Here is a 23519-nt window from a genome sequence, read left to right as displayed (position 1 = left end):
ACGAAACGTTTTTTGCACACTAAGCAAAATGGCGTTCCCTCACAACTCCTTAATTTAATTCAACTAATTTGTCATCTACTTTGATTGATACAGGATCACCAGAAATTAATTTGAAGTGAGATCCAGAACCATCAACAGTTATTTCGATAACACGTCCTCTAAATACTTGTCTAAACGAATAACTATCCCACTTCTTTGGCAAGAATGGTTTATAACTCAATGTCCCATCATCATGAACACGCATCCCTGCAAATCCATGAACAATTGAGATCCAACCACCAGTCATTGAAGTGATATGCAAACCGTCATCGGTATCATTATTATAGTTATCTAAGTCTAGTCTAGCGGTTCTTTCATATAATGCAACCGCTTTATCTTCATAGTGTAAATCAGCAGCAAGAACTGAATAAATTGAAGCTGAAAGACTTGATTCATGTACAGTTAGAGGTTCATAGAAATCGAAGTTTCTCTTTTTTTCTTCTTCCGTAAAGTCATCCATAAAGTCCCAGATACCTTGAATAACATCACCTTGTTTAATATATGGTGAACGAAGGATCTTATCCCACGACCAATTTTGATTTAATGGCAATTGATCACTTGGTAATTCACTAACAGGTTTGATGTCTTTATCTAAGAATCCATCATGTTGTACAAAAATTCCTAATTTCTTATCGTATGGAAGATACATTCTATCAACAATATCTTGCCATTGTTTCTTCTCTTCATCTGAAACGTTTAGTTTAGCAGCCTGTTCTGGAGAAACTTCACTAAGAACTTTGAGGGTATATTCAAGTGTCCAACGTGCTAAATAGTTTGTATACCAATTATTGTCAACATTATTTTCATATTCATCAGGTCCGGTAACCCCATGAATCATATATTGATTATTACGTTGGCTAAAGTGGACACGATCTGCCCAAAAACGTGAAATTTCTGTTAGGACTTTACTACCTTCATTTAATACATATGACTTATCACCTGTATAACGGGTGTAATTGTAAATAGCAAAGGCAATATCACCATTACGATGGATTTCTTCAAAAGTTATTTCCCATTCGTTATGACATTCAATACCATTAAATGTCACCATTGGGAATAGTGCTCCCTTTAATCCTTGTTCTTTAGCGTTCACATACGCACCATCAAGTTGTTTATAACGATACATTAATAGGTTTCTTGTTACCTTAGGATCAGTAATACCTAAGTAAACAGGAATACAAAATGCTTCAGTGTCCCAATAAGTAGCTCCACCATATTTCTCACCAGTAAATCCTTTAGGACCAAAGTTTAATCTAGCATCGTCACCGTAGTATGTACTGAATAAGCCAAATAGATTAAAACGCATACCTTGTTGTGCTTCAACGTCACCTTTGATTTGAACATCAGACTTATTCCAACGTTCAGCCCAAATATCACGATGAGCTGTAAATAATTCGTCAAAAGTTTTACTTGAAACTTTCTTTGTTAGTTTATTCATTGCATCAGTCAATTCTTGAACTGTATCATAATCTCTTGAAGTTGTTACGATAACACGTTTTTCAATTGATGCTTGTTCATTTTGGGAAAGTTCTATCTCAAAAGTTTTACTTGTCTGTGTATCTGTCTTTGATTGATCGACTTCTTTTAAGCCAGTAACATGACTCATTTGCATAGCTGAAGTGAATTGAGGTGTGCCATAGTTATTTGGTTTTGTTTTAGCAACAAGACTATCGTCAGTTACATCTAAAACATCCCAAAAACGTTCATCATAATTTGCATCTTCATTTTTAACATCGGCATCAATAGAAGAAATAACTTTAATATCTACTTTTGAATCTGAAAGATTTTCAAAACTGACCTTTTGAACGGATAGTTCTTTTTGATCAACACTCAAAAAACGTTCAAAAACAAATTTTACTTTTTTACCTGATTTATCTGCGATAAAAGATCTAGTTAAAACTGAATCCTTCATATTTAAATCCATTTCAAAGTCACTAAATTTATCTTTAGCTAAATCCAATTTTTCTCCATCGATCAAGAAATTCATTTTAATAAAGTTAACTGCATTTATAACCTTACCAAAGTATTTTGGATATCCGTTTTTCCACCAACCAACACGTGTCTTGTCAGGGAACCAAACTCCACCAAGATATAATCCTTGTAAGGTATCTGCAGAATAGTCTTCTTCAAAGAATCCACGCATACCCATGTATCCATTTCCAAGACTTGTCATTGATTCTTGTAAGCGTTTGTCTTCAGGATTAAATTTGTGTGTGACAACATCCCAAGGTTGTACTTCAAATATTCTCTTCATAAATATAATTCTCCTTTATGCCTTATAAGTTTCTTTAATAAATCCAACTGTTAATGCGGCAATTGCCATAATGATTCCACCTAGCAAAAACATATGTGGTTGTGAATTACCAAATAATGGGAATAGACCAAAACTTGCCAATGAAGCAACGATTTGTGGTAAACAGATCGAACCGTTAAACAATCCCAAATATGTACCCATATGCTCACCTGATAATGCATTTGTGATCATTGTTAGTGGATATGTATTCATAGCAGCCCAAGCCATACCAACTAAAACATATGAAACAATCAATGCATACTGACTATGAATCATGAAGACTGAAATGAATCCTACTGCACCTAATAGTAAACTCAAGCTATATCCAAGTTTATGTTTATTATTAGGAATTTTAGCCAAAACATATGACCAAACAACGGCTGCAATCGACTGCACAGCAGCTAAAACTCCATACCAATTACCAGCAGCTTGATATCCTGCAGAACTTGCATTAGATGTATTCCAAACATTAACTGAAATTGCACCTGCTGAATATGTCCATAGATATTGAAAAGCCATCCAACAGAAGAATTGAACTAAAGTAACTGTCCAAAAAATTTTAGGAGCTTTCTTAAGAAGATCTAACCAATTTCCACCTTTTTTATTAGCATCTTCTGAAATACCATGGTATCTAGCATAAGTCTGAGGATCATATTCTTTAACACGAGCCATTGTAAATAATGTTGAAATAATTAAAATAGCAGCACCTAGATAAAATGACCAAATAACTGACTGTGGTACAACACCTTTTTTGGCTGTATTAGCAAGACCAAAGGCTGTTAAAACAAACGGAAAAATAGCGGCAATAACGGCACCGGTATTAGATAAGAAACTTTGAATACCATATGCGTAACTCTTTTGATCATCATTGACCATATCACCAACCATCATCTTAAATGGTTGCATAGCCACGTTTGATGATAAATCTAAAAATGCAACTGTAATAGCACCGAATAATAATGCAGCAAATGATGCATATCCAAATCCCATAGATCCAGAATTTGGCAATAAGAACATAACGATTGCGGCAACAATTGTACCTAAAATCAAGTAAGGTAAACGTCTACCACCTAACTTTGGTGCCCAAGTTCTATCTGAATAATAACCAACAATTGGTTGAACAATTAATCCAGCTAATGGTGGTAAGATGAAAAACCATCCTAAATTATTTGGATCGGCTCCAATTGTTTGAAAAATACGACTCATCTGTGAGCTTTGCAAAGTAAATGCCATTTGAACACCTAGAAATCCAAAGCTTAACATCCAAATGGTGTTTGGCGACAGCTTTGGAAGACCTTGGCCTTCTTTTGGCTTTTTATTATCTGCCATATTTAATATCCCTCTTTCTGACTAATCATTTTTGATTACGCTTACATTATAAAACGCTTTCATCTTTTGTGCAACCGTTTGCGCAAAATAATATAAAAAAAGGGAAATCATTGATCATATGATTTCCCTCCTAAATACCGGTATAACTACTTATTTGATGAGATACAATTAAATGCCTTTTTAAATTAATTTCTGGATTTTCTAGATCACTAAACAACAAAATAACGGTTTTTATACCCATTTGCTCTGGAAATACATCTATCGAATGAAACTCACTTTGTACCAGAGCAGCTGGAAACGATTTATTAAAACCAACGACCGAAAGATCCTTTTTAGGATAAATTCTTTTGAAATGGTTTAAAAATCTTAGTCCTCTAAAATCATCAGTTGACACGATACCATCAACTTGAGGATGTTTAAATATAAAATCATCAATACTTTCAACATTTTTTGAAGATACTTTAACCTTATCAAAATCAACTAGGTTCTCATTACTAACCTTTTTAAATCCCTGATATCTTTGCTGCTCATAAGTCCAATCCCTAGCAGATTCAACAAATACAGGATTTTTGACATGCAAATTATTTAATAAGAATTTTGTAGCAGTTATTCCTGCTTCAACATTATTATTATCAACATAAAAATCTCTTTCTAACGTTGGTTGACCAATAACTACAAATCTCAACTTCTTATCTCTTAAAAACTGGCTAACAATATCGTTTGATTTTGAATAAAGCAAAACAAAACGTTTAATTTTACCTTGAAGTACCATTGATCGCACATTTTCCAATAATCCCTCTTTAGTATTAGCAATCGCTACTGATAATGAATACTGACGCTTTACCAATTCAGAATTTATACCTGACAAAATATTAATGAAGAATGGATTACTTGCTGTTTCATTACCTACTGGAAATACAACGCCAACAGCATTTGCTTCACCGTTAGTTAGATTTTTAGCATTATAATCCGGTAAATATCCCATCTCATTAGCGATTTTCTTAACTTTTTTAATTGTAGCTTCACTGATACGAGAATTATTATTTAAAGCTCTTGAGGCAGTAGAGGCTGATACACCAGCCCTTTTAGCTATATCCCTAATTGTAATCATTTTATCGAACCTCACTTGTATAATTACGCTTACTTCTATCTTAATATATTTTTTGAATGAAAATATACAAATTAGATCGATTTCTAGAACAGTTTTTACAAATACTTATCTTTATCAGCTAATATCTTACGTACATCATCAGTAGATTTAGTGTCCATCATCGCATTTCGCAAATCTGTTGCACCCAATTCTGGTCTTGCATAAATCTTAAAGAACCTTTTTAGTGACGGGAAACGTGGCACATCATAATGTGTCGAAAATTCATCAAAAAGATTTAATTGCATTTGCAACAGGCTCAAAAGTTCATCCAATGAATGTTCAGTTGGATTTTCTTCAAAAGCAAATGGATTAGCAAAAACTCCTCTACCGATCATAATTCCATCCAGCCCTGGATGATCTTTAGTTAATTTTAAGCCCGCATGATAATCCGGAATATCTCCATTAATTTGAATCAAAGTCTGTGGGGCTATTTCATCACGCATTTTTAATATGTCATCAATAACTTCTAAATGAGCTGGTACCTTACTCATTTCCATTTTTGTGCGTAAATGAATAGTCAAAACATCAACATCTTGTTCTAGTAAAAACGGTATCCAATCTTTGAATTCATCAACTTTACTGTAGCCTAATCGTGTCTTAGCACTAACTGCTAATCCAGAAACTTTAGCTGCAGCAATCACTTCTTTAGCCCAATTATGATTTCTAATCAAATCACTTCCACCATGATTTTTAATGACTGTTCCATCTGGACATCCCATATTAATGTCTATTGCTTGAAATCCCTGTTCTTTCAATGAAACAGCTGCGGACTCAAAATCATTTGCTTCATTTCCCCAAAGTTGAACAACTGGGCGAATTTTATCTTCAGGTTCCATATAAAGTCTGCCATGAACGGGAAATTTAGTATTAGGATTTGTAATGGCTTTGGCGTATACAAACTCACTAAAAAAGGCATCTGGTGCATAAGCCTTAGTAATTATTTGCCTAAAAACTGTATTACTAACTGCTTCCATTGGTGCCATAGTAAAAAATGGACGATTTTTTGATTTTGCTTTAGATGATATTTCTGACCAAAATATTGATTCTGTCAAACTGGATTACCTCTTTAATTGTTAAAAATTTTCTATCGTTAATATATTACTAGTTTATTTGATAAGAATCTAATATTTAAATCTTTCAATCATTAATATTCAATGTAATAAATGGAAAAGATTTTATAAAAATTGATATATAAAAAAGGGGGCGTGACATAAGTCACAACCCCTTTTTTCGTCTACGAACTTTTATATCCTAACCGTGCAACAAAAAGCTGCAACCTCCACATAGCTACGAACCACAAATGATTGATAGTGCCAATCATTCGTGTCTCTAGGCTATGCTCCGGTGGCAAACCGCCTTTTGTCACACTCCCATTTATCCTATTGAATAACTCTAACGCCAAATGAAGGCATAAAATCAGATGAAATAGTATCAATTTTAACATTGGTACCTGGTCTTAAAGCATTTAAGTATTGGTCATTTCCTAAGTATAATCCCACATGATATGTAACTCCGGCTGGTCCCCAGAATACCAAATCACCAGGCTTCATATCGCTCAAGGCCACTTTAATTCCACTTGTTTCTTGTGGTACTGTTCATGAACCAATATTTTGACCAGTTGCTTGACGGAAGACATATTGCATCAAACCAGAACAATCAAAACTATCTGGTCCCTTAGCATTCCATACATACGGCTTACCAAGTTCTTGCTTAGCTGCTGCAATAACATCGCTAATTGCTTGATCTTTTGTTTTTCCATTCAAAATTATTGGTGAACGATAAGTAGTTATTTGAGTAGCGGCTGATGAAGGTATCCAACCACCATTACTTACTTCATACCAAGTTACATTCCCATTTTGCAATGTTGAATCAACTTGTAAAGTTTGGCCTGCATAAGCACTACCCTTCTTACCAGAATTATAATCATTATTATTATAAATTGTTGTATCATTATTTACTTTTACAGCAGCAAAGTTTGGATCCCAAATTTCTGCAGCAGCTTGATCGAATTTCTCATTAGTTATTTGAAGATATGTTCCTTCAAGCCATTGATTATTTCCTACTTGGTACCAAGCATCGCCATTAGCATCAATAACTTTTGAATCAAAACGCCACTCTGATCCGTTATACAATTTCTGTCCAGTTGCAACTTTATTTGTTCCATATCCTTGCCATAAATCTATTCCACTATCTGGAGCATAATTTATTTTAGCTACACCAGTATTGTCAATTGCAGTTGAAGTTGATGCATCATCACTATTGATCCAACCATCTGAACTAACTTGATACCAAGTTTTACTACCAACTATATCAGTATGGTTATATCTCCATGAACTATTAGCTGAAAGTTTTCTATCGGTTGCTTTATAATCCCCATTACTATAATTATAAACTAAAGCACCATTTGAACCTGCTCTAACAATTCCATTTTCTGATTGACCGTGTTGTAACTGTACATCGCCAGCTTTAACAAATTCATGAGTCGATACTCGATAAAAGTCACCCATATCACCAATTTGAATTTTTTTGTCAGTTAACCAAGGCGTATTTGCAGCTAACGCACGATTAGTTACTAATTTGCCATCATCATTATAAAGTGAAGTAATCTTAGTAGTATTAACAATACCGCTGAATTCAGAATCTGCTCGTACTATATTTGAATTGATTAGCATTCCACCCGCAAAACTAGCGCCCACTACAAGGGCTGTAATTATTTTCTTATCCATTATTGATCCTCTTAACTCATCCTATAAATTGAATATTTTACTACACAAGATTATCATCTCATCCTGAATCAATCAATAAGTGTTTTATTATGGGAGAAGAGTCGTTCCTATATATGTCGCTTAAACGCGAAAAGAAACATAGCTTTTTTTACTTAAAACAAACCGGCCTTAACAATTTTAAATAGAATTGCTTTACTTATTTTTTCTCAAACTTGCTGCTTAAACGCGAAAAGAAACATAGCTTTTTCCGCTTAAAACAAACTAGCCTAACAATCCTTTGGATTGCTAGGCTAGTTTGCCTTAATGCTCGAAAGCTGAACATGTTTCTTTTCGCTCTCTTTAATCTGCAAAAATCAATTTCTGAATTTTTATATCATGTTCCTTTATATTCCAACTGGCTGTACCAAAACTCATTGCATCGGGAACTAAAGCGACTGTTTTACCTACATAATTAGCTAAGAAACGGTCGTAATATCCTCCACCAAAACCAACTCGATAGTTTGAATCTTTAGCAAAGGCTAGTCCTGGAACAATAACTAGATCTGGTGATTGATTAACTAATTCTTCTTCGTAAATTGGTTCAAGTATTCCGAAATCACTTCGCACCAAATTGTCCTTACTTGTAAATGGTAAGAATGCCATTTGTCGATGTGGCATTGTTTTTGGTAAATATACTTTCTTATTTTCAGCTTGTGCTGCTTCAATAATTGGTGTAGTTGGAACTTCAAATGGTCCACTGATTGTGGTTGCAATAGACTTTGCACTCTTCCATTCAGGAGTTACTTCAAGCCTTTTTAATAACTCAATACCCTCAAGTCGTGTCTTTGCTTGATTTTCTTTCAATTTAGTAATCTGCTTTTGGCGCAATGTTTTCTTATCGATATTACTTTCCCTCCAAATCAGAACTCAAATTTAGTTTACACTTAATGGATTTAATATTGGAACAATTAAGCTTGTCTTTAATATAGATTTTCTTTATCAAATGTACTCAATGTTTCAGCCAAATGCCTTAAATTAACAAGTAATGAATTTTTATCTTCCTTTGACCATTCAGCTAAAGCTTTATTTATATTATTTATTCTTTCCGCATCTAGTATCTTTTTCAATTCTTCTCCAGATTTTGTTAATCGAATAAATCTTATCCTTGCATCTGTTGTCGCAGCTTTTGTAACAACTAATTTCTTTTCTTCTAGTTTATCAATTTGACGACTAACACTCGAATGGCTTTTCCCAAGTATATTGGCTAAATCGCTAACATTAGTTGGTTGCATACGCCCTATTGTTACAAATAATTGAAAAGATGTTGCTTCTAAATCAACTCCTGCATCTTTTATGAATGCCTTATCTCTATCAGTCCTATTAAAAAATGAAACAATTGTTACTAAAGCTTGAATCAATTCTTTTTCCATCTTTAGCTCACCTTCACAACTACACGTGGTGACAGTGGTGCCTTCCAAGCTTCTTCTATTTTTGACAGATCAAAATTATTTGTATCCATATTAATACCATTTTCAGCTGCCCACTTAAATACTTCATCAATTGCTGAGATTAGTTGTGACATATCGACACTCTTAACACCACTGCCCATTATTTCAATTTTAGATGATCTTAAAACTGACGATGGTAATGATATATCTGATTGCTTTAAAGCTGCACCAATACTAATAAACTTTGTTCCGTTATTTTTACTAAATTTTGCAATGGCAGTCATAATGGATAAGGCACTATCACCCCATAAATAATCTAAAACTACATCAATTCCGTTTAAACATTCATCTGCCAGAGCTTCAGTAAAGTTACCAATGCCATTATCATCTGTCATATCAAAATTGATTGCTGAATCAGCACCTAGCTTATTTAGTTTATCTATATTTCTTCCAGTCACAATTACTTTTTTTGCTCCTAAATGATAGGCAATTTTTACAGCTAAACTTCCTGCCGTACCTGTTGCCCCGTTTATCAAAACCGTTTGTCCAGCCTTAAAATGTGCACGATCAACTAATGCAGCCCATGATGACATTCCAGGATTAGCAATTGCTGCGGCAGTGACGTCATCAATACCATCTGGTAATGAAATCATTAAATCCTTATTAATAAGAGTTTTTTCAGCTAAAGTACCAAATGGAGCATTGGTAGCTAGAAAATATACTCTTTTTCCATCGACAACTCCTACACCATCTGTTCCGGCGCAATTTGGGTACACAGGACTGGCTGAATAGTGTTTACCCATTGCCCGCATCTTTGTCAAATTACTTAATGCTGATGCAGTGACATCTACTACTATATTATTGCCATTAGTTTTTGGTTCTTGGAATGTACCGTAAACAGGATTCATTCCCTTTTCTTTAATAATTGCTGCTTTCATAATATTGTTACCCCATTTTTAAAATTTATGTTTTGTATAATATGTGTGTTTTGCACCTAATTAAATTAACACCGATATGTGCAAAATGCAAATAAATTTATTCAAAAAAAAACTAACCAAATGGTTAGTTTTAATAACGATTAATTTAAATGTTCTATTAATACTTCAACAAATTGCTTCAATTCTTGTTCATTCTCTTCGGTAAATCTGTTTAATGATGGCGAATCTATATCCAAAACACCGATCTTTTTTCCATCTTTAGTTATTGGTACAACGATTTCAGAATTACTGGCGCTATCACATGCAATATGGCCAGGAAAATCATGTACATTAGCAACACGGTGGATCTTTTGATCTTTGAAGGCTGTACCAACTACTCCAGAGCCATTTTTAATATGCATACATGCGACTTTACCTTGAAACGGGCCAAGATCCAACTCATCAGTCTCGTTATTATATAAATAAAATCCAGACCAATTTAAGTCACTGTATGTGTCATTGATCAATGCACTTGCATTTGCAAGATTAGCAACTAAATTTGTTTCATTGAAAAGTAAAGCATCTAATTGTTTATTAATAAGTGATAGCTTTGTATCTGCCATATATAGTCCCTCTCAAACATTTAAAATGATGTAAATCAGTATACCACTTAGAATAATAATTTTTTATTATTCAACCTTGATACCAAAAGATCCAATCAGGATCGCTGCTTGATATTGATTTACCACCAATCCTTTTGCTAGTTCCGGGCTAATAACTATATTGTTAAATTCTGCGTCTTTAAAATCAAATCCCTTAAGTTTCGTCTCACCAAAATTTGAGTCATTCAATATCGATCCAGTAAAAGAAATACCTTTTTTAACTTTTAGAGCCTGAAAAAAGCTTCCTGTAAGATCACAATTAAAAAAACTTATCTTTTCAAATTTACTCTCAGTAAAATTAGCATAAGGCATCTTACAATCACGAAAATGTGTATTTTTAAAGTATCCATTATTAAAATCGGCACCTGATAATTGCATACTAGATATTTTACAATTATACCAATTACATCTATCGAACTTTGCACCGGCCAATTGGCTATGATGCCATTCAATATTACCAAAACTTATTCGGCTAAAGTCTGTTTGGTCAAACTCACAATGATCAAAAATAATATCAGTAAAACTCATAGAATCACTATAAGATTTAAAATGACATGTTTGATAATAATATCCATCTTCAATTTGATTCAAATTTAACGTCTCATTAACTACCTTTTCAATTGGTTCAACCACTTATTCCACTCCATTGATAAATTTTTTCAATGATTATAGAATAACATTCTAAAAATTCATTATTCAAATTCTATTTTCTATAACTCAAATAATATATTCCTGAAACAAATATGGCTCCACCAACTATATTTCCCAAATAAACTGGAATAATATTTTTAATAAAATCTATCCATGTCAATCCACCTTCAAAGATGGCCGCTGGGATCAAAAAAGCATTTGCAATACTATGTTGTAGTCCAATAGCCACAAAAATCATAATTGGAAACCAAATTCCAAGTATTTTTCCAGCACCATCTTTTGCCCCAAACGATAACCAGACAGCAATTCCAACAAACCAATTACATCCAATTCCCGAAACAAAACTTTGCCAAAAGGGACTTGCAACTTTAGCAGTTGCCATATTAATTACTGCATCTCTAAATATTCCAATATGAGTTAAACCTACAAAATGTCCTAAAAAAAATGCAATACAAATTGCTCCGATAATATTACCGGTAGTAATAACTAACAAGTTCTTAACATAGTCTAGAGCTGAGACTTTTCTATCATACATAGCCATACTAACAGCCATCATATTTCCAGTCACAAGTTCTCCGCCAGCCAACAAAATAACAATTAAATCAATCGGAAATACGACTGAACCAACTAATGCACCAATACTTGATAAATTAGTCGGAATAGAAGCAGAAACCCTAATATCAGCCAAAAACCCCAGTGCTATCATTGCTCCACCAACAAATCCTAGAATTAATTTTGCTAAAATCGTCTTTTGGACCTTTTTAGTACCCTTATCAATACTTTGTTCTAAAATTTGTTCTGGACTATACATTTTTTTACTCATCCCCCATTAATGGTTTAAAATAACCTTATTCATATAATTTTTAATTATACAAAAGAAGGAAACCTTATGAGTAAATTTTCAGTTTTAATTACCTTGTTTGCCGCTTTGGCTACCCCGTTGATCATGGCAAGATTTCGTATTACAAGAATACCTGGAACCGTTGCCGAGATTATAATGGGAATTATTATTGGTAAAACAGGGTTTGACATAATTCAGCCCAGCGATACATTGACATATCTTGCAAACCTAGGTGTTATTATGCTTATCTTCCTAGGTGGTATGGAGATCGACTTTTCTCTATTCGAAAAAAAGGGTGATTCGGATGGGAAAAAATCACCATTAGGATTGGCATTTGGAAGTTTTATGTCAGTTTTAGCGATGTCGATCGTATTAAGTCTAATTCTTTATTACACTGGTTTGTTCAATAATATTATTCTATCTACAATTTTGGTCAGCACGATTGCTTTAGGTGTTATTATTTCCTTACTAACTGAAGTTGGATTATTAAAGATCGAATACGGACAAACACTATTACTAATTTCAGCTATGGGTGAATTTATCCCACTAGTAGCTTTAACAATTTATTCAGCAATTCAACAAAAGAACTATTTTTCTGCCCTATTATTGCCTACAATTTTTATCGTGGCAATTATCTTATTAAGCCGATTCAAAAAAGTTTACTCATTCTTTGACAAGGTTGATAAGTCAACAACTCAATTAGATATTCGTTTAGCTTTCTTCCTAATTTTCACTTTGGTTACCGTAGCAGAACAGATCGGTGCTGAAAGTATTCTAGGAGCATTTCTAGCCGGGGCTGTAATGAAATTACTTAATCCCAAACCAGATACTCAAGAAAAGTTAAGTTCAATGGCATATGGATTTTTTGTTCCGATATTTTTCATTGTTACAGGAGTCAATTTGAATCTAAGAACAATGTTGCAAGATAAACAAGCAATTATTTTAATTCCAATCTTCTTTATAGCCTTTATTCTTGCAAAATCAATAATTTTCCTAATATTGCGTCACAGATTTGGAAGTAAATTTTCTTTTGCAGCAGCAATATTAATGTCAACGACGATAACTTTGGTATTACCAATCTTACAAGTCGGACAAAATCTTAAAATTATTACGGAAGCACAAAATGGAGCAATTACTTTAGCTGCTATCATAACCTGTATAGTTTGCCCAATGATATTTAATAAAATACTTGCCTCCGCAAAAAGTGAAAAAAGCAATGCCGAATAATTGGCATTGCTTTTTTGGACAACAACTTTTATAAATTTTATTTGATCATATAGTTGGCTAAAATATGTATTATCCAAAGATGAGCTGGATAAAAGATATAAAATAGATACTTAAAGTTCTTTCCTATCTTGCCTTGTCTGCCATTATATAAATGAAGCATTGGTATAATCAAAATAAAGAACATACTACTAGCATTCATGGCAATTCCGTCGTAAATGTTTACCCAGTTACTGAAGTCGATAACTGGTAAAGTCATCGACATCTCAATTATGGAAAAAAAGAAAGCTAAGACTAAATAAGATAAATCTCTTCTTTTAGAATCGTCATAAGTAAGATTAGTAATAAACATGAATGGTAGTAATAAGTAACTACCCTCTAATAGGGGAACACACCCAATAAGCAATAATGTAAAGGAAATAAACTTATTTCGGCGACTATCTGAATTCCAAAGCATTACTAATGCGGCTCCTAATGCTAAAGTTAGGAAAATATTATCACCTAAAATGGACATTTTATATTCAGGTTTTAAAAACTGATTCATAGCAAAATTCCCAACCGCCATGAAAATTCCCCAACTAAGTAGTCTTAACAAATAATTTCTTTTACTATGGGTATATCTCAAACCCTCAATTACTAAATATCCAAAACCAACCGCTACAACTCTAGTAACTAGGTGGAAAGTATCTGCCAAATATGGTGAAATAAAATATGGTATATGGTCTAATACCATAAGTAGCATTAATATAATTTTAAAAACTTCTCGATCATAGGTAAACTTTTGCATTTATCTCTCCTCTATCTATCATTAATATTATTATTGATAAATAGAAGAGAGTAAATAGAGCTTTCAGATATGTTCGAGTAGCTTACAAAATCGTAAGGAGTCAAACATGACATTATTCAATCAATTCACTATTTCTATTTCTTTAATTGTAATAGCCGTATCTTTAATAGTAGGTATCATCTTGATATCAATTAATATCTTTAAAGTCAATAATTCAATAAAACAACAAAATAATTTAATTCAGTTAAATCAGCGTCCTTATCTAAATGTAACTTATTCTAATAATAATATATTAATTAAAAACACTGGTAAATCTTCAGCAATAATTGATTCAATTTTATTCAATGATGAAGAATTTAACGGTTTAGTAAACACTAAAATAAATCCCAAACAAGTACGACACGTACCTGTTGAATTGATAAATACCGTATCTGTAAAATACCATAACAATGTCGATGATTATCAGGATACATTTACCTTATAAACTAAAAAAGGCGGCCCAGGCCGTCTTTTTATTTGAAATACTTTTGAGCAAAATCATCAACTTTATGAGTGTACTCTCTTTTATCTGTTTTATATGCCTTTCCATGTTCAGCATCTTTAACAATCCATAATTTCTTAGAATCATTGGCATTTTTATAATTGATATATGCATTAGATACTGGTACAAAAGTATCTTTTGAGCCATGGATAATGAATAGTGGTACATGATTATTCTTCAACGTATTCTTTGTATCAGCTTGATAAAAATTGTATCCCGCAAATATCTTCGAATAAATAGCTGCTGTCTGAACTAATGGAAAACTAGGTAAATTAAACATTTCTTTTAACTGATAGTTCAACTCACCAGATATTGTTGAATAACCGCAATCAGCAATCGCAAAATCTACATTTTTGGGATGTTCTCCTAATGTATACATAACAGTTGCCGCACCCATACTAATACCGTACATCCCTATTTGTGAGTGAGGATCCTTCTTATTAATTCGATTGATCCAACCTGTAATATCTTTACGATCTGACCACCCATAGCCTGCGTATTCCCCTTCACTCATCCCAAAAGAACGATTATCTGGAGCTAAGACATTATAACCTGCCTCATGAAAGATTTTAACAAAAGATCCCATGTACTTGCTGGCACTACCATACCCATGAATAACTACCACAGTTTTATTAGTCTTCTTGGTTGCTGGTAAATAACGTGCCTTTAACTTTAAACCATCTTTTGATTTTTCTGTCCAAATAGTTTGTTTTTGTGAAGCAAACCATTTGTCATTTCCCTTTAATTCCATATTGGCATCTTTGCTACTATAATTACCCTTTTTAAAAGCAAAATTAAACAAATAGGCGCCTCCACCTAAATCGGCAGCAAGTAAAATACCAATTAAAACTACTAAAAATATTTTTAATCCCTTTTTCATTTTTATATCCTTTTTTCAATTTTAATAAATTCTAAACTAAAATTGACAATTAGGGAACAAAAAAAGTCCATCTTTGCGTTAACAAAAATGAACTTTTTAAAAATATTAATCTGCTTGTTCTTGAAGTTTTTCTTCATTTACAGCGGCTGGTTTATGGAACCAATGTGTATGTGAATCAAAGAATGCAATCATATCATTCATAAAGTACATAATATATGTTAGGAACAATACAGGACTTGCGTCACCTTGCATAGCAGTAACTCCCCATAAAACAATTGACATAACACCTTGTGCTGTCCAGAAATAATATTGTTCACGGAAACGTAATGTACACAACAATGCACCAGTAAAACCAATAGCACTAGCAACTGAATCAATAATTGGTCTTGGACTAATAAAGATCTGTGTATCCATCAAATATAGTAATCCCCATGATGCAAAGAAGAATAATGCCGTTAACAACCATTTGGGAGCTGTTAATCCATGAATATGTTTTTCAGCATCCTTAGCCCATTGTGGACTAATTAAAACTGGAATATCTAAAAGTACAATATAACTAGCTTGTAAAACAACGTCAGCAAAGTTTTTAGCATTTATAGCTACAATGATATAGATCAAAGCTGAAACTAGACCTAAAACACCATTTAAAGGTTTAGCATTTGTAATAGCTACTGTACATGTAAATCCAAGCACACCTGCAAACCAAGTTAGGATCGCAATGGTTGTGATGTGGCTTGAAAGTGTTGAAGCAGTGATAGCACCTAAACCAAACATAAGAAGCATATAGCTCTTGAAACTCCAATGTTTCATTTGTTCAACGTACCACTTGGGGCTGAAAATACTCGTCATAAAAAATCTTCTCCTCATTTTGAGAATGCATCAAAAACATTCCCCCTCGAATTGGTGACAGAACTTCATTAAATTAACCTAGGATATATAAAATAAATCGGTCCATACAATCAAACGTCTGTTCACCTGACAGACAACGGTTAAAATCATACCACTAACACCCATACCCAAATCAAGCCTTTTTAAACAATTTATTTTGTGATTATTTTATCGAATTTGAATATACTTAGGGGCACAAGGAGTTATATAAAATTTATCACTGTATAAATTTTTTAAAGATTAAATATACCATATGAAGTGGTAAACTGTGTATCAGGCACAATATATGGATAATTAAAAAAGCCGGAGGATTTCCGGCTTTTAAATTAATTTAAATTTTACCTACAAGGTCAGCCCCTGGTTTAATTGTCTTTTCCCCGGGATGCCAGTTAGCAGGACAAACATTATCGCCATTTTCAGCAACAAATTGTGCAGCTTGTAAAGTTCTAAGGATCTCTTGAGCGTTACGTCCAATACCCATAGCATTAATCGTATATGATTTGATAATTCCTTCAGGATTAATAATGAATACTCCACGATATGCACGTCCACTATCTTCTTCAATTAAATCGAAGAAATCAGCCAATTCATGTTTTTGATCTGATAGCATTGGATATTCTAGTTTACTAATAGTCTCTGTATTTTGAGCCCACGACATATGTGAAAACTCACTATCGACAGAAACAGAATAAACCTCTGCATTGTTTTTCTTAAATTCTGAGTACGAACTTTCTAGATCTTCAAGTTCGGTTGGACAAACAAAAGAGAAATCAGCTGGATAGAAAAATAAAATTGACCATTTTCCTAAAAGATCACTCTTCTTATAATTCACCAACTCACCATTATGGTAAGCTTTAACATCAAAATCAGGTAATTCTTTGTTAATGTAATTCATTACTAGTCCTCCCAAATTTACTTAATTAGTTACACTTATACTCTATCACTATTAATTCTAAATATATTTCATATTTGATAAGATATTTATATAAAAACAGGAGATAATTATGGAACTAAAACAGCAAATAAAAGAAATTAAAAATTTTGCATTCAAAAAAATGCATAATGATACTACTGGGCATAACTTTGACCATATTGAACGTGTTATTAAAAATGTCGACAAGATCCTTTTGACTGAAAAAGCAGACCCACTTATTACTTACGGCGCCGCTTACTTACACGATGTCGCTGATGACAAATTAGTTGATGACCCAAAAAAATCGGAAAATGAGACAGCCAGCTTTCTTAAAAACATTGAATTAACAGACAAACAAATTGACGAAATTATATATATAACTCATAATTTATCATTTAGTAAAACATTAAGTAAAAATCCTCCAAAACTTTCTCTAGCTGGACAAATCGTCCAAGATTCTGATCGTTTAGATGCCATTGGCGCAATCGGAATTACTAGAGCCATTTATTACGGTGGTGCAAACGCACAAGTTATCTATGATCCTGCGGTTCAACCTAGGGTCAATATGGATAAAAAAGAATATAGAAATTTAAGCAACGAAACTATTATCAACCATTTTTACGAGAAATTAATCAAATTAAGAGATATGATGAATACAGATACTGCTATAAAAATAGCTGAAAGACGCCAAGAGTTCATGATGGAATTTTTAAATGAATTTAAGAATGAATGGAACGGCGAAAAATAAACCTGAGGGAGTGTTTAATTTTGACATCATTCAAACAACAGGATCAAGAATATTACAACCACATTGTTAGAAATTTAAAAGAACGTGGCGTGCATCTAAAAGATATTGCAGAAATAGTTATATTCTTAGAAAAAGATTATGTAGATGGACTAGATGAAGAATTGGCAATCCACGCTATCAACAAAGTCCTCCATAAACGTGAGGCTCAAAATGCCATTATGACAGGTATTGAGCTAGATGTTCTTGCAGAAAAGGGATTACTATCATCTCCTATGCAACGAATTATGGAAACTGATGAATCAACATATGGCATTGATGAAAATATGGCAATAACTCTAGCCAGTCTTTATGGATCAGTTTCTGTAACAAACTATGGTTATGTTGATAAATTAAAACACGGTATTTTATCAAAACTAAATGACAAGTCTACCGGAAAAATTAATGTTTTCCTAGATGATTTAGTTGGCGCTATAGCTGCTGCTGCATGTGGCTGGCTAGCACATAATGAAGAGGCTGTTCAAGAATTACTATCTAACGAAGCTAAATAAAAGAAAATGCAATGATACACGTTTAGCTTTCAAGTATTAAAACAAATGACTCCATCAATCCAAAATTGGATTGGTGGAGTCATTTATTTTAATCGGAAAAGTTGTGTATCACTTCACGATTATGATGAATTTTGTAGTTACAAACTTTTACATCCTAAACGTGCCACAAAAGGCTGCAACCTCTAGGCTATGCTCCCGTGGCAGACCACCTTTTGTGGCACTCTTTCAATTTACCAATAAAACAGGAAGTTCTGAATTCTCAGAAACATACCTGGCAACTGATCCCATAAATATTTTAGTCATCATACCCTTTCCTGTTTTTCCCATAATAATTAAATCAGCATTAATATTGTCAGGAATTACTTTTGCTATTAAGGACTTTGGGTCACCTTCTCTTGAAACAATCTCATAAAACATCTTTGAATTTACCAGTTGACGTTCTGCAGTTCTTAGTATTTGATTATTTTGCTTTTTAACATCATGAACCAAATCCGGCATATAATCTACACCCACATTTACGGGAAGATTATCGACATTAACAATTGAAGTGGCAACAATCTTAGAATCAAATTTCTTTGCCATCTCCATTCCCATCTCTAAAGCTCTAAACGATACTGGACTACCATCTAACGCTATCAAAATTGTCTTAAACATAGTTATCTCCTCCTAGTCTTTTAATAAAAGACTATATAATCGAAGTATCATTAACAAGAAATCACTAATTAGTCAATAGTCAAGTTAGATGCACATCTAGACGATAGGTAGTAAGATTCTACGTACGAGGTGTCAATTATGTTTAAAAATTCTAAGAGCAGATTAGATGCCATTTCGGATGGAATATTTGCTGTTGTATTAACAATTATGGTCTTAAATATAAAAGTTCCAGAGTCAGTATCAGCAACATCAATACATCAATTAATAAAAGAAATTATCATTTATTTAATCAGTGTTGACGTGGTTTCTCAGTATTGGTTTTTTCATCAAGAAATGTTTAACTCAATTAAAGAAGTCAAGAGTCATCTTATGATTTTAAATATGTGCTTTTTAACAACCGTTTCTTTAATACCATTTGCTACTGCTTGGTTAAATAATAATTTATTCTCAAAAATTACTGTCATTACTTTTGCTCTAATACTGACTTCCGCTAATTTCTTCCAATATTTGTTATTTAGATTGATTTTAATTGATAGCACACAAATTAATAAACATGATTTAGAAGAAAAAAGATCAGCATTGATTATGCTGATCAGTAGTTTTGGTTACTTATTAATAGGTGGAATTTACCCACCTAGCTTATTAATATTAGTAATTTTAAGCTTATTTATACGTTCGACAGTAGCTTTTATACTGAGAAAAGTATAATTACCAAGGAAAATCTAAACTTATATTCTCATTAAACTTTTCTTGTGTAAGCAGTTTCTTCATTCTTTCATCCTGACGCTTTTTGTATCCTTGGCAAACATATTCTGCTTCTGGATTATCAGGGTGAATACTTGGTAACTCAATATTTTTATCTATAACAACAAAAGTTGAAAAACATGTCAATCCTAAAAATCTTTCGCCTGTTTTTAAATGTTCACCGATAATTTTCGTAAATACCTCAATTGACCGACTACCTACACCTGAAACATACGATTCAGTACACATGGAGTCTTGAAGTTTAAAAGGTAAAATGAAATTAACTTGATCTATTGAAGCGGTGACTGTTTCAATTCTAGCAACTCTAGATGCTGGAATTGAGGAATTATCATCGATCGTCGAAAGGATCTTACCACCAAATACAGTATTATGCTCATTAAGATCTGATGAAAATACTCGATGATTACTGATAGACAAGGTTCTTGAACAGTCAATTGAACTCATATTTAACTTCCTTCACTTATTATATTTTTAACACTATGAGTTAATTGTACTATTAATCACATTCTTTTAACATTGTGAAGTAAAAATTAATACTCATTAGGATCAGCACTGGCTGGACCATATGAATCCATCTCATTATCACGATAATCCCACCACTCATTTTCATATCCTACAAAGCCCGCTTTGATCATGGCATTATTCAAAATTTGATAATTTTTGTCATGAATTGCTTCTCTTTTGGCATTCCTGAAAGCCGCTGAAGTAAAATTATCAAACTCTGTTTGCATTGGCATTTCATTCCCTTCCAAATCACAAATAGTTAAATCAAACGTAACACCTTTTTGATGCGAAAAATTAGGATTGGGTTTTGCTACAAATGAAGGATCTGGATAAACTTCAAACAACCTTTCCTGCGCAGAAACGGGGCGGTATGCATCCCAAACTTTTAATCTATAACCTTGTTCCTTAAGGTCTGAACTTGCTTTAGCTAACTTTTTTGCTGTACCTGTTCTAGCTATTGCCGTTGTAAAATCATAGACAACTTGTCCTGTAAAATTATTTGTGGTCGCATATCTTAAGTCAACAATAATACTAGGGTCTAACGTTTGGATATTAGTAAAACCTGATTTTTCTTGTGACATAGGGTACCCTCCATAAATACGTATTAGTCTTCAGTATACTAAGATATTTATGAGTAATCACTTTTCATGCTCATGTGTTATATCAACGATGTAAGCGCTACACAAAAATCACTAGATCATTAAATTAGCCAATTATTTTGTGAAGATTTTCCTCAAAACTTTGAGTGTTCTTAACTAATGGATTATGAAACATCCCTACACTCTCACTCACTACTTCACCGATCACCAATCCGCGAATTCCTCTAGTAATGGTCATCTCTTTGGCTGAATCCTGAACAAAACCTTTCATGAATACTCTCATCATTGAATTGATATCAACAATATTTTTATAAGATTCTTTAGTAGATAAATTTAGCGACTCCATAGTAAGAATTGATAATGATAAATTATTAAGCCCATATTCACGCATGACTTTTGCCATCTTTATCAGTCCATTCTTGCCACTATATCCTAAACATTCAGTCTTTAAGACTTCTTTTAATGATAATAAATAATTTTGTGCTATTGCTTGATTCAATTCATCCCTATTTTTAAAGTAAAAATATAATGCTTGTGTTCTACAATCTAAAGCTTTAGCGATACTTGCAAATGTTGCGGCCTGGGATCCACTATCTGAAATAAGATTTTTTGCTGTTTGTATAATTCTTTGCTTTGATAAATCACGTTTTTGTACCATTAACGACACTCCTCACTTTACATTTTACACTTTGTAAATTAGAATTACTAATTGTAAGCAAGGAGATGTATTCATGACCTATTTATCATTAATAATAATTGGCTTTCTAATAGGACTATTAGTGTTATCTACCGGTGGTGGAGGTGGTGCTCTATATCTGGGTGTTTTAACTAGTTTATTTCATCTCAGTGGACCAGTAGCCGCAGCGACATCACTGTTCACTGCTTTTCCATCCTTAGTGGTCGGATCAATTGGACATTACAAAACCGGAAATATTCGTTTTAAAGTAGGAAATAGAATGATTATTGCCGCCATTCCAGCAACTATTGTAGGTTCATTATTATCTCCATACATTCCAAAAATTATCTATACTTGGATAATCGCTATCATTTTAATTATTCTTGGTATCCAAATATTAGTTCAATTTATTTTCCCAAGTAAAAACAAGAAAAAATCTAAATTTGACAATCTAAAAGCAACATTATTTGGTGTCATTAGCGGATTAATGGTTGGTGTTGCTGGTCTAAGTGGTGGTGGACCTATACTAGCAGGTTTACTATTACTTAACCTCGATATGGTGAGAGCCGTAGCGACATCATCATACGTATTAGTTGGAACTAGTGCAATTGGATTGATCTTCCATTTGAATGGAAATATTGATTGGTCTATAGGTATCAGTTTGATGATCGGTGCAATTATCGGAGCTATCGTAGCACCTAGATTATTATCAAAAGTAAATCCAATTAAATTTAACACTTATGTTAAACCGTTAATGTCAGTATTAATTATATTTATGGGTATTAAAATGATTATTTAAAAAGTACAGAATATATTGATGTTGAACATCATATATTCTGTACTTTTTTTAATTTAATTTTGACTTTAAAAATGACTTGAGATCAGTTGCTGGAGTACCCATTATCTTTTGAAAATCATCAGTTACCACATCAAGCAGTCCCATAGCACCTGCATGGTACATAGATCCCAGCATATGGCCTTCTCCACCTTGGTTATACATATCAGAAAACTCTTGTAATGTAACGGGTTGATATCCGATTTCATGTCCTGACACTTCGGATAAAACACCCGCTAGTTCAGTCATAGTATAATTTCTAGATTGAGTTAAAGTATATATTTTTCCATCTTTTCTCAGTTCATCAGACGTTGCAACTTTAGCAAATGCTTTGGCACTATCTTCCAAACTAATAAACGTTAAAGCTTGATTACCTACTGGATAGATTACATTTTTTCTTTCAACTAATTCAGGTAAATATGGAACTAATGGATCAGCGTACAAGGCGTTTTTGATAATAGTAAATTTCAAATCAGACTCTGCTAAGCGACGTGGTAAATAACCATAAAAAGCTGACAAATCAAATGGATTGTTTTCTTGATCTGCAATAAATCCCATAGCCAAAATATGTCCAACCTTAGCTTTTTCCGCCGCATTTATTACATTCTCTAATTCTGTAACTCGACTAAAGCTATCATGACTTTTACTTGGTACATAAACAAAAACATCTTTATTAGTTAGAGAAGTTATCATCATATCTTCATTCATATAATCAACTGGTAAAACTTCTAACCCTTTATCAGATAAATTCTGAGCTTTACTTACAGTATGTACCCCAACACTTATATTAGATACAGGAACGAGTTTCATTACTTCTTTTAAAATTTGTGATCCTAAATGACCGGTTACACCAGTAATAAAATATTTCATATTTAACAACTCCTCAAAAGTTGATAATTACATGTTACTTTATTTGTTACAG

Annotated in this window: 25 protein-coding genes and 1 pseudogene; 6 read left to right on the top strand and 20 right to left on the bottom strand. The window is 32.9% G+C overall.

Translation table 11 applies throughout. The features are described 5' to 3' along the window. Nucleotides 1-49: 49 nt before the first annotated feature. The 11 genes and pseudogenes from FC72_RS01145 to FC72_RS01090 all read right to left on the bottom strand — a co-directional run bounded on the left by FC72_RS01145 (nucleotide 50) and on the right by FC72_RS01090 (nucleotide 12005). A complete protein-coding gene (locus FC72_RS01145; RefSeq protein ID WP_057763911.1) occupies nucleotides 50-2293 on the bottom strand; it encodes a glycoside hydrolase family 65 protein in 2244 nt (747 codons plus the stop codon). 15 nt (nucleotides 2294-2308) lie between these two features. Beyond that, nucleotides 2309-3661: an SLC45 family MFS transporter gene (locus FC72_RS01140; RefSeq protein ID WP_057763910.1), complete on the bottom strand. Its 1353-nt coding sequence runs from the start codon at nucleotides 3659-3661 to the stop codon at nucleotides 2309-2311. A gap of 130 nt (nucleotides 3662-3791) precedes the next feature. Continuing rightward, nucleotides 3792-4772 (bottom strand): LacI family DNA-binding transcriptional regulator, encoded by a 981-nt coding sequence (locus FC72_RS01135; RefSeq protein WP_057763904.1) that lies wholly within the window; start codon nucleotides 4770-4772, stop codon nucleotides 3792-3794. A 95-nt stretch (nucleotides 4773-4867) separates the two neighbouring features. Continuing rightward, complete coding sequence (locus FC72_RS01130; protein WP_057763898.1) at nucleotides 4868-5863, bottom strand: tRNA dihydrouridine synthase; 996 nt, start codon at nucleotides 5861-5863, stop codon at nucleotides 4868-4870. Nucleotides 5864-6190: 327 nt separating this feature from the next. Then, nucleotides 6191-7483 (bottom strand): annotated as a pseudogene (locus FC72_RS01120) (C40 family peptidase). A gap of 393 nt (nucleotides 7484-7876) precedes the next feature. Beyond that, complete coding sequence (locus FC72_RS01115; RefSeq protein ID WP_057763892.1) at nucleotides 7877-8419, bottom strand: 5-formyltetrahydrofolate cyclo-ligase; 543 nt, start codon at nucleotides 8417-8419, stop codon at nucleotides 7877-7879. 77 nt (nucleotides 8420-8496) lie between these two features. Beyond that, complete coding sequence (locus FC72_RS01110; protein WP_057763890.1) at nucleotides 8497-8946, bottom strand: MarR family winged helix-turn-helix transcriptional regulator; 450 nt, start codon at nucleotides 8944-8946, stop codon at nucleotides 8497-8499. Nucleotides 8947-8948: 2 nt separating this feature from the next. After that, nucleotides 8949-9902, bottom strand: coding sequence for a quinone oxidoreductase family protein (locus FC72_RS01105; protein WP_057763888.1), 954 nt, complete (start codon nucleotides 9900-9902; stop codon nucleotides 8949-8951). Between the two features lie 140 nt (nucleotides 9903-10042). After that, nucleotides 10043-10504, bottom strand: a complete 462-nt coding sequence (locus FC72_RS01100) for a GAF domain-containing protein (protein ID WP_057763886.1) — start codon at nucleotides 10502-10504, stop codon at nucleotides 10043-10045. A gap of 66 nt (nucleotides 10505-10570) precedes the next feature. Next, on the bottom strand, nucleotides 10571-11176 hold the full coding sequence (locus FC72_RS01095; RefSeq protein WP_057763884.1) for a pentapeptide repeat-containing protein: 606 nt from the start codon (nucleotides 11174-11176) through the stop codon (nucleotides 10571-10573). A gap of 70 nt (nucleotides 11177-11246) precedes the next feature. Next, complete coding sequence (locus tag FC72_RS01090) at nucleotides 11247-12005, bottom strand: formate/nitrite transporter family protein (protein WP_057763882.1); 759 nt, start codon at nucleotides 12003-12005, stop codon at nucleotides 11247-11249. Nucleotides 12006-12083: 78 nt separating this feature from the next. Between FC72_RS01090 and FC72_RS01085 the strand changes: the two genes are divergently transcribed. Further along, nucleotides 12084-13262, top strand: a complete 1179-nt coding sequence (locus FC72_RS01085) for a cation:proton antiporter (RefSeq protein ID WP_057763880.1) — start codon at nucleotides 12084-12086, stop codon at nucleotides 13260-13262. Nucleotides 13263-13299: 37 nt separating this feature from the next. On the opposite strand, the gene FC72_RS01080 is transcribed toward FC72_RS01085, so the two are convergent. Next, nucleotides 13300-14046, bottom strand: a complete 747-nt coding sequence (locus tag FC72_RS01080; RefSeq protein ID WP_057763878.1) for a TraX family protein — start codon at nucleotides 14044-14046, stop codon at nucleotides 13300-13302. Between the two features lie 106 nt (nucleotides 14047-14152). Here FC72_RS01080 and FC72_RS01075 point away from each other — a divergent pair, with 106 nt between their 5' ends. Continuing rightward, a complete protein-coding gene (locus FC72_RS01075) occupies nucleotides 14153-14530 on the top strand; it encodes a hypothetical protein (protein ID WP_057763876.1) in 378 nt (125 codons plus the stop codon). Nucleotides 14531-14558: 28 nt separating this feature from the next. On the opposite strand, the gene FC72_RS01070 is transcribed toward FC72_RS01075, so the two are convergent. The 3 genes from FC72_RS01070 to FC72_RS01060 all read right to left on the bottom strand — a co-directional run bounded on the left by FC72_RS01070 (nucleotide 14559) and on the right by FC72_RS01060 (nucleotide 17250). Further along, nucleotides 14559-15467, bottom strand: coding sequence for an alpha/beta hydrolase (locus FC72_RS01070; protein WP_057763873.1), 909 nt, complete (start codon nucleotides 15465-15467; stop codon nucleotides 14559-14561). Between the two features lie 105 nt (nucleotides 15468-15572). Next, entirely contained in the window at nucleotides 15573-16334 is a 762-nt protein-coding gene (pnuC, locus tag FC72_RS01065) for a nicotinamide riboside transporter PnuC (protein ID WP_057763871.1), read from the bottom strand. A 352-nt stretch (nucleotides 16335-16686) separates the two neighbouring features. After that, nucleotides 16687-17250, bottom strand: a complete 564-nt coding sequence (locus FC72_RS01060) for a peroxiredoxin (protein ID WP_057763869.1) — start codon at nucleotides 17248-17250, stop codon at nucleotides 16687-16689. 109 nt (nucleotides 17251-17359) lie between these two features. Between FC72_RS01060 and FC72_RS01055 the strand changes: the two genes are divergently transcribed. Then, nucleotides 17360-18016 carry an HD domain-containing protein gene (locus FC72_RS01055; protein ID WP_057763867.1) on the top strand — a complete coding sequence of 219 codons (657 nt, stop codon included), beginning with the start codon at nucleotides 17360-17362 and terminating at the stop codon, nucleotides 18014-18016. A gap of 20 nt (nucleotides 18017-18036) precedes the next feature. Further along, entirely contained in the window at nucleotides 18037-18564 is a 528-nt protein-coding gene (locus FC72_RS01050; protein WP_057763865.1) for a phosphatidylglycerophosphatase A family protein, read from the top strand. A gap of 225 nt (nucleotides 18565-18789) precedes the next feature. Here FC72_RS01050 and FC72_RS01045 read toward each other — a convergent pair whose 3' ends face one another. Further along, nucleotides 18790-19218 (bottom strand): universal stress protein, encoded by a 429-nt coding sequence (locus FC72_RS01045; RefSeq protein WP_057763863.1) that lies wholly within the window; start codon nucleotides 19216-19218, stop codon nucleotides 18790-18792. Nucleotides 19219-19356: 138 nt separating this feature from the next. On the opposite strand from FC72_RS01045, the gene FC72_RS01040 reads away from it, so the two are divergent. Beyond that, nucleotides 19357-19926: a TMEM175 family protein gene (locus FC72_RS01040; RefSeq protein WP_057763860.1), complete on the top strand. Its 570-nt coding sequence runs from the start codon at nucleotides 19357-19359 to the stop codon at nucleotides 19924-19926. Here FC72_RS01040 and FC72_RS01035 read toward each other — a convergent pair whose 3' ends face one another. From FC72_RS01035 to FC72_RS01025, 3 genes are all read right to left on the bottom strand, one after another. Beyond that, the gene (locus FC72_RS01035; protein ID WP_057763858.1) at nucleotides 19927-20427 is read right to left on the bottom strand and encodes an acyl-CoA thioesterase; all 501 of its coding nucleotides are present in this window, start codon (nucleotides 20425-20427) and stop codon (nucleotides 19927-19929) included. A gap of 86 nt (nucleotides 20428-20513) precedes the next feature. Beyond that, nucleotides 20514-21068 carry a M15 family metallopeptidase gene (locus FC72_RS01030; protein ID WP_057763856.1) on the bottom strand — a complete coding sequence of 185 codons (555 nt, stop codon included), beginning with the start codon at nucleotides 21066-21068 and terminating at the stop codon, nucleotides 20514-20516. Nucleotides 21069-21192: 124 nt separating this feature from the next. Then, nucleotides 21193-21744, bottom strand: a complete 552-nt coding sequence (locus tag FC72_RS01025) for a TetR/AcrR family transcriptional regulator (protein ID WP_057763854.1) — start codon at nucleotides 21742-21744, stop codon at nucleotides 21193-21195. Nucleotides 21745-21817: 73 nt separating this feature from the next. Here FC72_RS01025 and FC72_RS01020 point away from each other — a divergent pair, with 73 nt between their 5' ends. Next, complete coding sequence (locus tag FC72_RS01020) at nucleotides 21818-22561, top strand: sulfite exporter TauE/SafE family protein (protein ID WP_057763852.1); 744 nt, start codon at nucleotides 21818-21820, stop codon at nucleotides 22559-22561. A 48-nt stretch (nucleotides 22562-22609) separates the two neighbouring features. On the opposite strand, the gene FC72_RS01015 is transcribed toward FC72_RS01020, so the two are convergent. Further along, nucleotides 22610-23467 carry an SDR family oxidoreductase gene (locus FC72_RS01015; RefSeq protein WP_057763850.1) on the bottom strand — a complete coding sequence of 286 codons (858 nt, stop codon included), beginning with the start codon at nucleotides 23465-23467 and terminating at the stop codon, nucleotides 22610-22612. Nucleotides 23468-23519 lie beyond the last annotated feature (52 nt).

Origin of the sequence: Companilactobacillus tucceti DSM 20183 (assembly GCF_001434665.1) — a bacterium.
Taxonomy (GTDB): Bacteria; Bacillota; Bacilli; order Lactobacillales; family Lactobacillaceae; genus Companilactobacillus; species Companilactobacillus tucceti.
Note: the sequence above shows the minus strand (reverse complement) of the source record. Positions and strands in the feature narration are given on the sequence as shown.

Excerpts from the sequence above, each read along its gene's own strand:
- FC72_RS01060 (WP_057763869.1), bottom strand. The coding sequence starts at position 17,250 with ATGAATTACATTAACAAAGAATTACCTGATTTTGATGTTAAAGCTTAC.
- FC72_RS01090 (WP_057763882.1), bottom strand. The coding sequence starts at position 12,005 with ATGTATAGTCCAGAACAAATTTTAGAACAAAGTATTGATAAGGGTACT.
- FC72_RS01025 (WP_057763854.1), bottom strand. The coding sequence starts at position 21,744 with ATGGTACAAAAACGTGATTTATCAAAGCAAAGAATTATACAAACAGCA.
- pnuC (WP_057763871.1), bottom strand. The coding sequence starts at position 16,334 with ATGAGGAGAAGATTTTTTATGACGAGTATTTTCAGCCCCAAGTGGTAC.
- FC72_RS01020 (WP_057763852.1), top strand. The coding sequence starts at position 21,818 with ATGACCTATTTATCATTAATAATAATTGGCTTTCTAATAGGACTATTA.
- FC72_RS01015 (WP_057763850.1), bottom strand. The coding sequence starts at position 23,467 with ATGAAATATTTTATTACTGGTGTAACCGGTCATTTAGGATCACAAATT.
- FC72_RS01030 (WP_057763856.1), bottom strand. The coding sequence starts at position 21,068 with ATGTCACAAGAAAAATCAGGTTTTACTAATATCCAAACGTTAGACCCT.
- FC72_RS01035 (WP_057763858.1), bottom strand. The coding sequence starts at position 20,427 with ATGAGTTCAATTGACTGTTCAAGAACCTTGTCTATCAGTAATCATCGA.
- FC72_RS01055 (WP_057763867.1), top strand. The coding sequence starts at position 17,360 with ATGGAACTAAAACAGCAAATAAAAGAAATTAAAAATTTTGCATTCAAA.
- FC72_RS01085 (WP_057763880.1), top strand. The coding sequence starts at position 12,084 with ATGAGTAAATTTTCAGTTTTAATTACCTTGTTTGCCGCTTTGGCTACC.
- FC72_RS01080 (WP_057763878.1), bottom strand. The coding sequence starts at position 14,046 with ATGCAAAAGTTTACCTATGATCGAGAAGTTTTTAAAATTATATTAATG.
- FC72_RS01140 (WP_057763910.1), bottom strand. The coding sequence starts at position 3,661 with ATGGCAGATAATAAAAAGCCAAAAGAAGGCCAAGGTCTTCCAAAGCTG.
- FC72_RS01105 (WP_057763888.1), bottom strand. The coding sequence starts at position 9,902 with ATGAAAGCAGCAATTATTAAAGAAAAGGGAATGAATCCTGTTTACGGT.
- FC72_RS01110 (WP_057763890.1), bottom strand. The coding sequence starts at position 8,946 with ATGGAAAAAGAATTGATTCAAGCTTTAGTAACAATTGTTTCATTTTTT.
- FC72_RS01070 (WP_057763873.1), bottom strand. The coding sequence starts at position 15,467 with ATGAAAAAGGGATTAAAAATATTTTTAGTAGTTTTAATTGGTATTTTA.
- FC72_RS01145 (WP_057763911.1), bottom strand. The coding sequence starts at position 2,293 with ATGAAGAGAATATTTGAAGTACAACCTTGGGATGTTGTCACACACAAA.
- FC72_RS01045 (WP_057763863.1), bottom strand. The coding sequence starts at position 19,218 with ATGTTTAAGACAATTTTGATAGCGTTAGATGGTAGTCCAGTATCGTTT.
- FC72_RS01075 (WP_057763876.1), top strand. The coding sequence starts at position 14,153 with ATGACATTATTCAATCAATTCACTATTTCTATTTCTTTAATTGTAATA.
- FC72_RS01100 (WP_057763886.1), bottom strand. The coding sequence starts at position 10,504 with ATGGCAGATACAAAGCTATCACTTATTAATAAACAATTAGATGCTTTA.
- FC72_RS01135 (WP_057763904.1), bottom strand. The coding sequence starts at position 4,772 with ATGATTACAATTAGGGATATAGCTAAAAGGGCTGGTGTATCAGCCTCT.
- FC72_RS01040 (WP_057763860.1), top strand. The coding sequence starts at position 19,357 with ATGTTTAAAAATTCTAAGAGCAGATTAGATGCCATTTCGGATGGAATA.